General features: G+C 46.1%; 9 protein-coding genes. 7 read left to right on the forward strand and 2 right to left on the reverse strand.

Annotation, left to right across the window (positions count from 1 at the left end; all coding sequences use genetic code 11):
- Positions 1–7 precede the first annotated feature (7 nt).
- Positions 8–886 (forward strand): helix-turn-helix domain-containing protein, encoded by an 879-nt coding sequence (locus tag QME03_RS03905; protein ID WP_025815862.1) that lies wholly within the window; start codon positions 8–10, stop codon positions 884–886.
- 2,306 nt (positions 887–3,192) lie between these two features.
- On the opposite strand, the gene QME03_RS03910 is transcribed toward QME03_RS03905, so the two are convergent.
- Together QME03_RS03910 and QME03_RS03915 are read right to left on the reverse strand one after the other, a co-directional pair.
- A complete protein-coding gene (locus tag QME03_RS03910) occupies positions 3,193–4,098 on the reverse strand; it encodes a helix-turn-helix transcriptional regulator (RefSeq protein ID WP_281723536.1) in 906 nt (301 codons plus the stop codon).
- Between the two features lie 271 nt (positions 4,099–4,369).
- Positions 4,370–7,612: a S41 family peptidase gene (locus tag QME03_RS03915; protein WP_281723537.1), complete on the reverse strand. Its 3,243-nt coding sequence runs from the start codon at positions 7,610–7,612 to the stop codon at positions 4,370–4,372.
- A gap of 774 nt (positions 7,613–8,386) precedes the next feature.
- Here QME03_RS03915 and QME03_RS03920 point away from each other — a divergent pair.
- The 6 genes from QME03_RS03920 (at position 8,387) to QME03_RS03945 (ending at position 14,973) form a co-directional block, all read left to right on the forward strand.
- Entirely contained in the window at positions 8,387–9,076 is a 690-nt protein-coding gene (locus QME03_RS03920; RefSeq protein ID WP_281723538.1) for a succinate dehydrogenase cytochrome b subunit, read from the forward strand.
- A 27-nt stretch (positions 9,077–9,103) separates the two neighbouring features.
- Entirely contained in the window at positions 9,104–11,086 is a 1,983-nt protein-coding gene (locus QME03_RS03925; protein ID WP_110370263.1) for a fumarate reductase/succinate dehydrogenase flavoprotein subunit, read from the forward strand.
- A gap of 61 nt (positions 11,087–11,147) precedes the next feature.
- Entirely contained in the window at positions 11,148–11,903 is a 756-nt protein-coding gene (locus QME03_RS03930; protein ID WP_025815856.1) for a succinate dehydrogenase/fumarate reductase iron-sulfur subunit, read from the forward strand.
- Between the two features lie 209 nt (positions 11,904–12,112).
- Complete coding sequence (locus tag QME03_RS03935) at positions 12,113–12,760, forward strand: HAD family hydrolase (RefSeq protein ID WP_281723539.1); 648 nt, start codon at positions 12,113–12,115, stop codon at positions 12,758–12,760.
- Between the two features lie 224 nt (positions 12,761–12,984).
- Positions 12,985–14,205 (forward strand): nicotinate phosphoribosyltransferase, encoded by a 1,221-nt coding sequence (gene pncB, locus QME03_RS03940; RefSeq protein WP_281723540.1) that lies wholly within the window; start codon positions 12,985–12,987, stop codon positions 14,203–14,205.
- 222 nt (positions 14,206–14,427) lie between these two features.
- Complete coding sequence (locus QME03_RS03945) at positions 14,428–14,973, forward strand: hypothetical protein (RefSeq protein ID WP_281723541.1); 546 nt, start codon at positions 14,428–14,430, stop codon at positions 14,971–14,973.
- The last annotated feature ends 252 nt before the right edge of the window (positions 14,974–15,225 follow it).

Below are 15,225 nucleotides of genomic sequence, written 5' to 3' on the forward strand. Positions count from 1 at the left end.
TAAGGAAATGCGGAAACTACAATTGAACGACTTGACAATTCCTATTGTCAAAGAAAGCTGCGACGTTGTGAGTATGGACGACGATTTAATATTCGTCGACGACCTCAACAAGCTGTCGGACCTATCAGGTCCGTACAAAATGCAGTGCTTGGTGCTTGCCATCTGTGCTCAAGGCAGTGCCCAGTACACAGTAGACACAATCACGTATGAGCTTCAACCCAATCACATTTTGGTGGTACCTGCTGGTCCCATACTTAATAGTGGTGAGCTGAGCACCAACTGTAAGGGTGTAGCCATACTGTTGTCTAAGGACTTCATGAACGAGATTATCATGGGAATCCATGAACTTTCGTCCTTGATTCTCTTCTCAAGAACCAACCCTGTATTCACACTCAATGCAGAAGAAGGAGGCGAAATGCTGCTCCACCTCTCGCTCATTGAAAAGAAAATGCAGCAGGCTGGCCATAGGTATCGCAAAGATACAGTACGCTCGATGATAACGTCGATGATATACAATGCATCAGACGCTATCTATCGGGTACAACAAACAACGGACTTGAAGAAGACACGAGCCGAAGCCATCTTCGCCAAGTTCATTAAAATGGTAGAACAAAACTTTAGAAAAGAACGGCGAGTAAGCTGGTATGGCGAGCAATTGGGCATCACTCCCAAATATCTTTCCGAAACAGTGAGAAACGTTAGTAAGCGAACACCCAACCAATGGATTGATAAATATATCACCTTGGAACTGCGCGTGCAACTTAAAAACACCACTAAAAGCGTGAAAGAAATTGCTAAAGAACTCAATTTCCCCAACCAAAGCTTCTTAGGAAAGTTCTTTAAAGAACAAGTGGGACTATCTCCCTCACAGTACCGCAAACGGTAAACCGCCCTCAGGTGCATGGTTTCCTTTCTGCAATGTCGCCCCAATATTGAGTACCTCATCGCAGATTGGGCTCGGCACATGCACCAACGAGCTGGCAAGGAAATAGAGTTAGAGTAATTAGAAAATGTTTTAGGAGCAGAGAATTTTGAGTTAGAGCCTATATTAAATAATTAAATAAACCACATAGATAAAATTAGATAGAAAAGGAACAAAGGGAATATGAGGGTGAACGCTGATTATATTGCAGCCCTTTCGATGCAATATACCAATCTCCTCATTCTTATCTCAATGTGATGTTTGCCGTAGTGACAGCTTCTTCAATCTCCCAATAGTTGCTTTTTGTCTCACATATAATGCCGTGCCACATCTTAGTATATGGCTGGGTAATGCCTACAACCAACCATAATGATGGTATAAATTGCTATGCTTGGCACACTGTGGCGCCTTTACTGGCTCAAGCGTGCTAAGACTTATTGCAAACCGTGCATGGCTACATATTGAAGTGTTGGGCTGTGTATTGACTTATCCCCCCACATCAAGCAACATCTATCGCTAACAGAACGCTTTCAACACACCTAAACGCCCCCGACAATTGTATTTGCACTGGCGCATGGCGAGAAGCTCGACCTCTCCATTAGCGACGAAGTAAGGCTAAGCTGCTGCTTACATGCTTTTAGGCCAAACGTGCTTGGCACGATTTGACTGTTGCGACGCGTGTTTAAACATTGGTTTCTCGCGCTGGCTGTTCTCCATGGGCATTATCCCCAGTAGTTCATAAACACCAAAATAAATAGACGTTCAAATGTCTTTGGGGCATTGCCATTCGTTGGGTGAAGTGTATTTCGCACCTGAACTTGCCAGACGCCATCCCTACGAAGGGCGCGAGAACCTTCTCTCATCGACTAACTCCTTCTTATCGTGCGTTATATGCGCGTGGGAGCATATTTTATTGGTTTTAATAGGGAGGGACGCAAGAGCGTCCCTCTTCTTGTTTTATATCTTATGTGGCTTTTAACCCAAGTTTTTCTTTGTTCTATCTGGGTTATAACTGTGATAGCTGTTTTGTATGGCGATGTTAAACTTAATGGCAATCTAATGGGGATTTGGTTTCTGTGCTGGTTTTGTTTTCATGGCCATCAAGAAAGCGATGGGGCAAATCATGGATTATTCTCTAATGGTGGGGCGTGTATCTGCTAGTTTTTAACTGGGTGTTTGTATAGTAGACTTGTAGAGAACGATGCCGTTAATATGGAGCTATTTCTCTTTTTTCGCTGTATTGTGTATCGAGATTTGTTTTCAATGGTGTAAAATATTTGTACTAAATTTTAACATTGTGAGTGCCTTGTGTGAGAATTTTTCGGGTGCGGGGCGGAAATTTGGGCGTATTTCGAAAGTTTGTAATGATTTGAATTTCAGCTGTTTGTGTGGTTTTAGCTGAAAAAACGCCATTATTTGCTTGTATATACAAGTGCTTAGCATATTTAATCGCCAGTGTAATGGCTGCGAAGCTGATATTTGTTGCAAGTTTACATTTTGTTAGTTAATTGTCTTTCGAGTGCTGTTTTTCGTGCAGTTATTTTCTTGGTTCTTCTTCTGAGTGGTGTATTTTGTGACATTCTGTCTTGTGTTTTGCAGCATTTAGCTCTGCGTTTTGCTGCATTTAACCTTGCGTTTTGTAGGAGATAGCCTTGCGTTTTGTTGCAGTTAACAGTGCGTTTTGCTGCATTTTGCAGTGCTAATTGTACCTAAAATAAGCGTATTTTTTTTGCAAAGTTGGCTGCGAATTTAGCGCAATTTTTCTTGAAATAGAAGGCTAAAGTCATAGTAAATTGCAAATAATGGGGCGAAAAATGGTGGCGGTGGTTTCCTGTTTTAATCAAAAAATGGTGGTTTAGATGGTTTTTAGCGGTCATTTTTCTCTAGAAGGGTGGGTTTGGAAGGATGTGTTTTGTAAAATAAACCTAATAAATTAACAGTTGGTATATAATGGAAAATTAGTGGTTAGCGTGGTTAAGCGTTTGTGTACTGTTGAGCGCATTGCCTTTGTTGTAGAAGAATAAGTAGGGCAATACACCAAAAGCATGAGCGATGCAAGAGACCAACAAGCAAACGAAAGAGAGAATAGACGCCATGAAAACAATATACAACATGTGATAAGTGGCCTAACTTAGAGATTGGGGATAATGCTTTAGCCGAAATAAGGTGGCAAAGGCATTGCTAATGGCAAAAGAGTGAGGGAAAGAAAACCACTAGCGTGTGGTTAAAGATAAGCCGAATAACAGAAAAAGACTATTCGGCATGGGTGTTTATGGGTTTACTTTCTGGTTCATGGCCTTTACTTTCTCGTTGATATAGGCGGCAAATTGGGCACTGCCAAGCACGTCGATGTCGTGGTAAAGACCCAGCACGAAACGCCCGATACCCAAATAACTGGCCACTTCGGAGGCGAAAATCCAGTGGTTGGGTGTGTTGGCTGGAGTGATATAAGCTTCGGCAGCGGGGTATTCTTCCAATAAGATGCTGTGTGCCAACCTACCCAGTTTTAGTTCAACAGGCAGGCGTTCTTCGCCGCTAAACATAAATAAGTCGGTGAAGATAGATTTATGACTCTGTTCGTTGAGCCATTCCACATCGGTCATTTCCACCGAAGCAGCGCGCGAGGTTTTGAACGTTTTGTTGGTATGGCTGTTAATTTCGAAGCATCTAATATCCATTTCGGCATTAAGAAACAAGAATGGTTCCACCATTCTGTCGCTCACCGTTCTACTATGAGGCGACGAATAGTTTTTGAGTATAACCACACGGCGCAGCTGTATGGCCTCGCGCAGCACGGCAGCGTTGCTTTCAGCCTGTCGTCTTTGTCCCACATCGGTGAGCAATTCCAGGTTGAAGAAACGTTCCAGTTTTGATTGTATGCTTTTGGAGAGGTAGTCGGTGTGTGGCAATCTGTCGAGCAGTCGGTACACCATCATGGCCTCTTCTTCGGTGAATGCGATGTTTTCGTGCAGTCGTTTAAAGAAGGGCGAATGCCTGTCAAGTCTATATTTTGTGTTGGTTTTTACGAGTTTAAACCCGCAAGCACGCAGATTTTCGAGGTCGTAATAAAGTTGTCGGCGTGTGATGTCTAGTCTATCGGCCAGCATCTGCACAGAATAGTCTTTGTTTTCGGTTAATAAAAGCAGGAGTTCCAGTTCTCGTCTAAGGTTGTTCATTGGGACTTTATGTTAATAAATGAGCCTCACCCCCAGCCCCTCTCCAAGGGGAGAGGGGAGTGATATGCTTTGTTTTTATTGGGTAATTAACCGTATTGGTGCTGTTGGAACAGATAGGGGCTAATAGGGTTGATGAAATAGATAGGGACTAATAGGCAAGTGGGGTGAGAGGGACTATACATTAATTGCCATTACTATCCAAATCACGATAAAGCAGCCTGGCTAATCACTCCCCTCTCCCCTTGGAGAGGGGCTGGGGGTGAGGCTTTTTTTATTTCTTCACCACCTTCATCATTTCTTCCACGGCCTTAACCAGTTGTCGGTCGTAACCATTGATATAGTCTTCGGGTGAGTTATACACTTCGATGTCGGGGTTGAGCTGCGTGTTTTCGCCGTAGTTACCGCGCAAGTCGCGACATCCCACTTGTGGAATACCAAAGACGATGGAGGGGTCGAGCATGTTTTCCCACCAAACGGCGGTCATTGTACCAGCCACAGGTGTACCGATGAGTTTGCCGATGCCCAGTTCTTTGTACACCCAGGGGAATCCATGTCCGTTGCTGTAGTCGTCTTCGCATATCATTACGCACGAGGGTTTGTTCCATTTGTTAAAGGGGTCGCTGCCCACATAGCGTCCATTAGGCACAAACTGCTGGTATTCTTTACCATTAAGCAGCGTGCAAAGGTCGTCGTGTAGCCATCCGCCGCCGTTGTGTCTTTCGTCAACAATAACGGCGTCTCTATTTCTATTGGTATCGCTCAGCAGTTCGAGGTACACTTGTCGGTAGCTAGGGCTGTTCATAGCCTTTACATGCACGTATGCAAGTCGGCCACCCGAGAGGCTGTCAACCAAGTGTCTGTTGCGGTCTACCCATCGTTTGTAGAGCAGTTCCTGTTGTTCGCTAGCCGATACGGGTCGGATTACCACGTCGAAGCGTTTTTTTGTTTTAGGGTCGAATACCGACACGCGCACCGGTTTACCAGCTTTGCCATCGAGCAGTGGGAAATAGTCTTGTCCTTGCACGATGCTGTCTCCGTCGATTTTTTCGATGATGCAACCTGCAGTAACCTTAGTGTTGCGCACAGCAAAAGGTCCGCGTTTAATCACTTCTTGCACGCGCAGTCCGTTGCCAGTGTAGTCGTTATCGAAGAAAAGTCCTAGATGCGCTGTTTGCAAGCGTGGCGCAGTGCCCCAGTAGCGTGCGCCAGTGTGCGAGGCGTTAAGTTCGCCCAGCATTTCGCTAAGCATTTCGCTAAAGTCGAAGTTGTTGTTGATGTAGGGGAGGAATTTTTCGTACACCTTTTTATAGTTGGCCCAGTCTACGCCGTGTAGTGTAGGTTCGTAGAATTTATCCTTCACCTGTTGCCAAACATGGTTAAACATGTATTGTCTTTCGGCATAAGGTTTGAAGTTGAAGCGAGCTTCGAACTCAATATTTTTGCTAGAATTGCTGCTTAGGTCGATTTTCTTGATGGCGTTGTAGTCGCAGAGGTAGAGGTGGCGGAAGTCTTTATCAGGCAAAAACTCGCCACTACCCACATTTTTCATTACAATAGAGGTGCGATCTTCGCTAATTTGTCGTTTCCACAAGTCGTATCCGCCTTCGAACGACGCTTGATAATAGAGTGTATCTCCGCCGTTGCTTAGCACGTAATCGCCCAAGTGCGAAGAGTGGTCCGTGAGCCGAATAACGCGGTCGCGACAATTTTCGAGGTCGAAAACCAGCCCTTTAGGTTCGTCTTTCTTTTTCTTATTAGCCGAACCAACTTTTATTTTGTCTTCCTCTTTATCCTTTTTATCTTTTTTGTCCTTTTGTTGTTCTTGTTCTTCGTTTTTAGCCAGTTCGCGTTCTTCCTTGTTGCGTCTGAACTTTTCGTAAGCATCGAGGTCGAAGAACATGATATAGACATCGCGTTCTGCACCCCATGAGCCATGACTGCGATATCCAGCTCGGTCGCTACTGAAGATCATGGCTTTTCCGCCAAGCACCCAACGAGGTCCGCCGTCGCTGTATCCGCTTTGTGTGAGGTTATGAATTTCGCCCTTTCCATCGGCCTTAACCAGTGCGATGTCGGGGTTGTTCCATCCGCCAATGCCGATATAAGAAGCGAGTAGCCAACGGCTATCGGGGCTCCAAGTGAAGCCGATATCGCCATCCGAGTACGAATACACAAACTTTCCGTCCATCACAGTGCGTACTTCCTTGCTCTTAATGTCGAGAACGCGCAGTGTAGAGCGGTCTTCGTAGAAGGCAATACACTTGCCATCGGGGCTAAAGCGCGGTTGTTGCGATGTGCGATTGCTTTTTACCAGTTGTTCTTCTTCAAGCTGAGTGGCATAGGCAAAGCTCTTTTCCTTGTCTAATTTCAGTTTTGTGCGATAGATTTGCCACAGTCCGTTGCGTTCCGAAGCATAAACAATGCTTCGTCCGTCGGGTGCAAATTGAATTTCGCGTTCTTGTTCGGGGGTGTCGGTAATCTGCTTTGTGGTGCGGTAGTCCATCGAAGTTACGTACACATCGCCGTGCAAAACGAAGGCCAACTCCTTGCCATCAGGCGAGAGAGAAATCTCTGTTGCGCCCGTGAAGAGCGTCTGTCGGTCAAGGTCTTTATCCGTTTTGTCGGTCACGATGTTCACCTTTAGCTTTTGAGGTTGAGCACCTTGCTTGAGTGTATAAATCTCCCCGTCGTATCCATAGCACAATGTGCCGTCGGTAGCAGCGGTAAGAAAGCGCACGGGGTTGGTGGTATGTCGGGTAAGTTGTTGTTTATCAGTACCGTCAATATTTCGTTTGTACACGTTGAATGTGCCATCTTCTTCGCTCAGATAATAAAACGAGTCGCCTTGAGCGGCCCAAACAGGCGTGCGGTCTTCGCCATTAAAGTTGGTGAGTTTGGTGTATTTGCCTGCTCTTCTCAACCAAATATCTCGTGTGATGGGCGAGCGGTGGTGCTTTCTCAGCGGGTCTTCGTAGCCTTTTTGGTCGTGATAAAGCAAGTCGCCATTAGGTCGGATGCTGATATCCATCATGGGCAAAGCCGAGAAAAGGCGAGGGCGCGAGGCGTTAGTGCTCACCTCGTAGACCTGAGGAAGCGAGCCATTAGCAAACAAAATGCTCTGAGCAGTGGGCATGATGCTGCTTACATAGAGCACTGTGTTGTTGTCTTTAAAGGCGATGGGCGTTTCGGTTCCGCTGTTGGTGGTGAGTCTACGCGGTGCGCCGCCTTCCCTGTTCATTACATACACGTCCATACTTCCCTCGCGATTAGAGCAGAAGGCCAGCTGTTTGCTGTCTGGGCTCCACACGGGATAGGAGTCGTGGGCGGAGTTAGTTGTTAGTTGCCTAGCGTTACCGCCCGTAGCGGGTACGGTGTAGATGTCGCCTTTGTAGGCAAAAGCCACGGTAGAGCCATCGGGCGAAATAGCACAATGGCGCAACCACAATGGATTTTCTTGTGCCGATGCCGTAGTAGCTAAGGCAAGGGCCATGATAGTGAGGGTAGTTTTCATCATTATATAATGGAATGTCTTTATTGTTAACGTGATTGTTAGGAGGTTATTGGCGGGGCATGAGAGATAAAAGCATATCAGAGCGAGCCCCCAACAGGTAAAAATTCTTTTTTCTTGGCTGCAAATTTATTGAATATTCGCGAGACGGCAAAAGGGTTAGTAGAGAAAAATTTGCAACCTTGAAGCAGAATAGATAAGCGATGGGATAGAGAAGTAAGAATGTTCAGCGTAAAAATTATGAACAAGGGAAAGGTGGATTGCTGTTTACATACCGCCATTAAGAGTGGATTTGCTGTGTCAAGATGTGTTGTGAGGGCGGAGTATTTGTGTCATCTTGTCTGAAAAAGGGTGCTTCTTGTTGTCGTTTGTTAATAATAGAGCGGTGAGAAGTATTCTCGCGGAAGATATATATAGGTGTAATAAAGCGTGAAAAATACTTTGGAAAATCACTAAAATATAGTATTTTTGCAGCGTGTTACATATGTGGCATACCTAAATCAAGGTATTGCAGACAAGGTTAAGTTTGTTTTTTGTGCCGTTTTGGCCACGACTTCAGTGGGAGTAGGGTGTAAGATTGCGCAAGAAACACGCTGTAAACACTTCGGGGTATAAAGAAAATGCCCGTCTGCAATCACGATGCAATGAAAGTACGCAATGGCTTGTGCGCAAAATAGGTAGCTTTTGTGGCCGAGGATACTGCAGGAACATGCAATTGGGCAAATCAACAATAATGGGAAAATAATACAAACATAATTAAATAATTAAATTCAATCATTTATGTGGTTAATCAATTCTTCTATCGGTAGAAAGGTTGTCATGTCTGTAACCGGCGTGGCGCTCGTTCTGTTCTTGACATTCCATATGTCAATGAACATCGTTGCGCTGTTTTCGGAAAAGGGATACAACATGATCTGCGAGTTTTTGGGTGCCAACTGGTATGCCGTAGTTGCCACGCTTGGTCTTGGAGCCTTGACTGTGGCGCACATTGTGTATGCCTTTATCCTCACGGCACAAAACCGTAGAGCCCGCGGAAACGAGCGTTATGCTGTTACTAGCAGGCACGAGAAGGTGGAATGGGCATCGCAAAACATGCTTGTTCTGGGTATTATCATTGCTCTGGGCTTGGTGTTGCACCTTTACAATTTCTGGTACAACATGATGTTTGCAGAACTTATTGGTGTGGAAATGAAGTTCCATCCAGCCGATGGGTTTGCTTACATCAGGGAAACATTCTCTAATCCCGTTTATGTAGTGCTCTACATTGTGTGGTTTGTGGCCATTTGGTTCCACCTTTCGCATGGCTTTTGGAGTGCTATGCAAAGCCTTGGCGTTAGTGGCAAGGTGTGGTTTAACCGTTGGAAAGCCATCGGTTTGGCTTATACCACCCTGCTTATGTTGGGCTTCCTCATTGTAGTGTTGGCCTTCGCTTTCGGTTGTGCGCCTAGCTTGTGCGCCTGCTGCGCTTAATCATGATACCAATAAAAAGATAAAATTATGGCTATTAAAATAGATTCGAGAATACCCGAAGGACCCGTTGCAGAGAAATGGACCAACTATAAGGCTCATCAGCGACTGGTTAACCCCAAGAACAAACTGAAACTCGATGTTATCGTTGTGGGAACTGGTCTTGCTGGTGCCAGCGCAGCCGCTTCGCTTGGCGAAATGGGTTTCAATGTGCTGAACTTCTGCATACAAGACTCACCCCGTAGAGCACACTCTATCGCTGCTCAGGGTGGTATCAATGCCGCCAAAAACTATCAAAACGATGGCGACTCGGTGTATCGCCTTTTCTATGACACCGTAAAAGGTGGCGACTATCGTGCGCGTGAAGCTAACGTTTACCGCTTGGCCGAGGTTAGTAACAGCATTATCGACCAGTGTGTGGCTCAAGGTGTGCCCTTCGCACGTGAATATGGCGGTATGTTGGCCAATCGCTCGTTCGGTGGTGCACAGGTAAGCCGTACGTTCTACGCCAAAGGTCAAACTGGTCAGCAGCTTTTGCTGGGCGCTTACTCTGCTCTTAGCTGCCAGGTTAAGGCGGGAAAGGTGAAACTTTACACCCGTTATGAAATGGAAGACGTGGTAATTGTTGACGACCGTGCACGTGGTATCATCGCAAAGAACCTCGTTACGGGTAAGCTAGAGCGCTTCTCGGCCAACGCAGTGGTTATTGCAACTGGCGGATATGGCAATGCTTACTTCCTTTCTACCAACGCTATGGGGTGTAACTGTACGGCTGCCATTCAGTGTTATCGTAAAGGCGCATACTTTGCAAACCCCTCTTATGTGCAAATTCACCCCACTTGTATTCCCGTTCACGGCGACAAGCAGTCTAAACTTACACTGATGTCTGAGTCGTTGCGTAACGACGGTCGTATCTGGGTGCCCAAGAAGATTGAAGATGCTAAGGCATTGCAGGCCGGTCAGAAGCGTGGTTCGGATATTCCCGAAGAAGATCGCGACTATTATTTGGAGCGTCGTTATCCCGCTTTCGGTAACTTGGTTCCTCGCGACGTGGCTTCGCGTGCAGCCAAAGAGCGTTGCGACAAAGGTTTTGGCGTAAACAATACGGGTCTTGCAGTGTTCCTCGACTTCTCTGAAAGTATCGAACGCCTAGGCATCGACGCCATTCAACAGCGCTATGGCAACCTCTTCGATATGTACGAAGAGATTACCGACGTTAATCCTGGCGAGTTAGCCAACGAGATTAACGGCGTGAAATATTACAACCCCATGATGATTTACCCCGCCATCCACTATACGATGGGCGGTATTTGGGTTGACTACGAACTGATGACCTCTATCAAAGGCCTCTTCGCTATTGGCGAATGCAACTTCTCTGACCACGGAGCTAACCGCTTGGGCGCGTCGGCACTGATGCAAGGTCTTGCAGATGGCTACTTTGTTCTGCCTTACACCATCCAAAACTATTTGGCCGACCAAGCTATTTGGCCACGTCTTTCTACCGACCTGCCCGAATTTGCCGAGGCCGAAAAGGGTGTTCAAGACGAGATAGACAGACTGATGGGTATCCAAGGACAACGCTCGGTAGACTCTATTCATAAGGAATTGGGCCACATCATGTGGGAACACGTGGGCATGGGTCGCACTGCCGAAGGTCTTCGCGAGGGTATTAAGAAGATGAAAGAACTGCGTAAGGAGTTTGATACTAACCTCTTCATCCCTGGTTCGAAGGAAGGTTTGAACGTAGAACTTGATAAAGCAATCCACTTGCGCGACTTTATTATCATGGGCGAACTCGAAGCTTACGATGCACTTTCGCGTAACGAAAGCTGCGGTGGACACTTCCGTGAGGAATACCAAACAGAAGAAGGCGAGGCCAAACGTGATGATGAAAACTTCTTCTACGTAGGTTGCTGGAAGTATCAAGGTAACGATACCACCGAGCCCGAACTCATTAAAGAGCCTCTGGAGTACGAAGCGATAAAGGTTCAAACACGTAACTATAAGCAATAATTAAGTTGACGAGTTGACAAGTTGACGAATTAACACGCCAACTTAAACAAAACTAAATCACATGGACAAAAATATAAGTTTCACACTCAAAGTGTGGCGTCAGAATGGACCCACTGCCAAGGGACATTTTGATACATTCGAAATGAAGGATATACCTGGCGACACATCGTTCCTAGAGATGCTTGACATCCTTAACGAACAACTAATTGAGGCTCGTCAAGAACCATTCGTGTTCGATCACGATTGTCGAGAAGGCATCTGCGGTATGTGTTCGCTTTACATTAACGGACATCCCCACGGCCCCGCAACAGGTGCTACCACCTGTCAGCTGTACATGCGCCGCTTCAAAGATGGCGATGTTATCACCGTTGAACCATGGCGTTCGGCTGCATTCCCTGTTATTAAGGACTGTATGGTAGACCGTGGCGCGTTTGATAAGATTATCCAAGCTGGTGGTTATACCACCGTTCGTACCGGACAACCACAAGATGCCAATGCTATCCTTATCCCTAAGGAAGACGCCGACGAGGCAATGGACTGCGCCACATGCATCGGTTGCGGCGCTTGCGTTGCAGCTTGCAAGAATGGTTCGGCTATGCTCTTCGTTAGTTCGAAGGTTAGTCAGCTCGCACTGCTGCCTCAAGGACGCCCCGAAGCAGCTAAACGCGCTAAAGCGATGGTGATGACAATGGAAGAACTGGGCTTTGGTAACTGCACCAATACTCGTGCTTGCGAGGCCGAATGCCCCAAAAACGAGTCTATCGCCAACATCGCACGCCTTAACCGCGAGTTTATTTCGGCTAAGTTGGCCGACTAAACACCGAGGCTTAACGCCTTACGCCTGGCTCGAACACATTGCTTGTTGGCTTGTGTCTTGCCACGAGCGCACCTATGCGTGCTAATATCATTATGTGAGAACGTTCTGTGGCTTTCCATGGGGCGTTCTCACATTGCGTTTTATACCATCACTTTTCCTCAATAATTTCTTTGTTACTGACAAAGTTTTCATACCTTTGCACCAAAAAGATGAGAATTGCAACTGTGATACTCGACTTTGATGGGACGCTTGGCGACTCGCGCCGTATCATTGTCGACACATTAAGAGAGACACTCAGGCAACACAACTTGCCTGTTAGCACCGAAGAACAATGCGCAGCCACCATCGGACTGCCTCTTAAAGAGGCTTTTGTGATGCTGGCAAACGTAGATGAAGACACAGCAATGAAGTGTGTGAACACCTATCGTAGCATTTTCGATGTAAACAACGTTACTGGTGCGGTGAAACCTTTTGCTAATGTGGTGGATACCATCAAACAAATGTATGCCGCAGGACTAACACTCACCATTGCTAGCAGTCGTGGACGCGACTCGCTTCCTCATCTTGCGCAAAGCATCGGCATTGGCCAGTACATCAGTTACATCGTTAGTGCCGAGGATGTTGTTAACGCTAAACCACATCCCGAGCCTGTACTCAAAACCTTAGAACATCTCGATGCCAAACCCCAAGAAACGCTCGTGGTGGGCGATATGGCTTTCGACATAGAGATGGGACGGCGTGCCAACACCTTTACTTGTGGTGTTAGTTATGGCAATGGCTCGGTGAACGAATTGGAAGAGGCCGGCGCCAATTGGGTGATCGACGACTTTGCCCAGTTGCTTAACATTGTGTTCTAGTGCGCTGCACCCAAACAAAGGCTTACAAACCAAGCCAAACCATCGCATCAAACACATCGTGGCTTAGCCCTAAGTCTGGCCATTGTCGATGCATTGAGCCGAAACAATCCTCTCGAACACTACAAATGTAGGCGCTATAAAATCCCTATGTCACCAAGAAATATAGCAAATCACACCGCGCTCACCACTAATTAATAAACGATAAACCCATAAAAGCAATAGCTATGCAGCCCATTCTTAATCATTTTACCGACAACGATGCTTATACCTTCAGTTGCCAGTATTACGTTTTGCAGACCTATCCCCGTGCCGAAGTTGAATATACCTTCTTCGACCGTAACCATACTGCCTACCCAGAAGGCTTTGCCGACAAGGTGAGAGAACAAATTAACTTGATGCAGAACGTGCGAATAACCGACGAAGAGATTGCGTTTATGCAGCAACGCATGTATTATCTGCCCCAATGGTACTTCACTTTCTTGCGCGGATACAAGTTTAATCCCAGCGAAGTGCACATCGAACAAAGTGCCGAAGGACAACTGGCCATCTCCATTCGTGGTAAATGGTATTCCACTATTATGTGGGAAATGCCCGTACTCTCTATTATTTCTGAACTGATGCACCAACATCGCGGCGACATCGAACGCTACGATGAGGCACTAGAGTACGAACGTGCAGCCGAAAAAGCTAGACAAATACTGCGTGGTGGACTGATCTTGGGCGATATGGGCACGCGTCGCCGACTCTCTTTTGCACACCACGACAATGTGTTGCGTGCAATGAAAGCCACCGCCGAGGCGGGTGGCGAAACCGTAGACGGCGTGTTCCAACCCTGGAAGGGTCGCATTGTGGGCACCAGCAACGTGTATTTGGCCATGAAATATAACTTAGTGCCCATGGGAACGATGAGCCATCAGATTATAGAATTTGAAGAAAACGTTAGCGGCATCTTCGAATGCAACTTTAATGTGATGCGTAAGTTCAGCGATGTTTACGATGGCGACAATGGCATTTATCTTTACGACTGCTTTGGCGATAAGGTTTTCTTCAATAATCTCTCTAAACGTATGGCGCTTATGTTTACAGGTTTGCGCGTTGATAGTGGTGTTGAGGAAGAACAAACCGAGAAAATTATCGAGAAATACAAACAGCTGGGTATTAATCCTGCCACCAAAAAGGTGATTTTTAGTAACGGCCTGAACATCGAACGCGCTTTGGAAATTCATCGTTTTGTTGACGGAAGAGTGCAAGATAGCTACGGCATGGGCACATTCCTCACGTGCGATGTGGTGGGATGCAAACCTATGAACATCGTGGTGAAACTCACTAAGTGCCGTATCACCGAAAAACGCGAGTGGCACGACTGCGTTAAACTCTCGTGCGATAAAGGTAAAACACTGGGTAATCCCGAGAAATGTGCCTACCTCCTAAAGCAAATAGGATAGGCCAAAGGGATGTGAAAGCAAAAGATTAGCGAACGAAGACTGCTCGTTTCATAGCCAACGGTCTTCGTTCGCCCATCATCGACAATTAATTTGCTCAAACTCAGTTGGCAGGTGGACTTTAATTTTAACCCTTCATGGTGAAAGTGCTTTAGGTAGGGATGAGCTTAGAGGCCAAAACCAGATATGTATGATATATATAACAAACATAATTAACTTAATTACATGACGAAACAATTATTTTTTCTAGTCGCGTTAGCGCTGCTTTTTTCTTGCTCAAGTAGTTCGGATAAAACCTACGAACCAACCATTGCATCAGCCATCATTAACAGCGTGTATCTGTCTGTTCAAGACGAAAAGGGTGAAGTGATAGACCAAGATCAGCTGTTGAAAGACGCAAGGGTGCAGGTGCGCGGATGCGAAAGCAGAAAGCCACTACACATCACTAGCACAGCGATTGGCGATGTTAAGTTTTTGAGTTTCTCGCCCGATTTACCCCACCGCGAAGTAATGCGTTTTTGGGATAGTAAAGAAGGCAAACGCGGCACTGGCTATTCGGATGCAGAACTCACAATTGATGGCGTAACAATGAAACTTCGATTTCATTATGACTATGCCGAAGCATTAAATGCCGAAAAACTGTTGGGTGGTTCAAGCATTATTCTAAAAGCCGTTGAGTGTAATGGCAAGAAGATAAGTGTACAAGACCATACACAATTCTTTATCATCACGATGAAGAAAACGGCCGGCGGTTACGAACTACGCCCCTAACCCCTACCTCGCAGCAAGGCCATATTATGCACTTGTCTGCAAATTGCTAAGAAATAGAGGCTAACGATGCTAGGCGCATCGTTGCTTACTACGCTAACTTTTAACCCCAATTGCTTATTAGAGCCTAAACAGATGTTGTTTTATAGTAGAGCAGATTGCCCGTCTTTGTAACGCAGGCGTAGCGGGCTACGTCAAGTTGCAAAGGCAGACAAGATGCCGACAAGAAAATAAAAGCTGTTAGGAAACAACACC

Origin of the sequence: Hoylesella shahii (assembly GCF_937990675.1) — a bacterium.
In the GTDB taxonomy this organism is placed as follows: Bacteria; Bacteroidota; Bacteroidia; order Bacteroidales; family Bacteroidaceae; genus Prevotella; species Prevotella shahii.

Coding starts and splice junctions, on each gene's coding strand:
- QME03_RS03915 (WP_281723537.1), bottom strand. CDS start 7,612: ATGATGAAAACTACCCTCACTATCATGGCCCTTGCCTTAGCTACTACG.
- pncB (WP_281723540.1), top strand. CDS start 12,985: ATGCAGCCCATTCTTAATCATTTTACCGACAACGATGCTTATACCTTC.
- QME03_RS03905 (WP_025815862.1), top strand. CDS start 8: ATGCGGAAACTACAATTGAACGACTTGACAATTCCTATTGTCAAAGAA.
- QME03_RS03945 (WP_281723541.1), top strand. CDS start 14,428: ATGACGAAACAATTATTTTTTCTAGTCGCGTTAGCGCTGCTTTTTTCT.
- QME03_RS03930 (WP_025815856.1), top strand. CDS start 11,148: ATGGACAAAAATATAAGTTTCACACTCAAAGTGTGGCGTCAGAATGGA.
- QME03_RS03910 (WP_281723536.1), bottom strand. CDS start 4,098: ATGAACAACCTTAGACGAGAACTGGAACTCCTGCTTTTATTAACCGAA.
- QME03_RS03935 (WP_281723539.1), top strand. CDS start 12,113: ATGAGAATTGCAACTGTGATACTCGACTTTGATGGGACGCTTGGCGAC.
- QME03_RS03920 (WP_281723538.1), top strand. CDS start 8,387: ATGTGGTTAATCAATTCTTCTATCGGTAGAAAGGTTGTCATGTCTGTA.
- QME03_RS03925 (WP_110370263.1), top strand. CDS start 9,104: ATGGCTATTAAAATAGATTCGAGAATACCCGAAGGACCCGTTGCAGAG.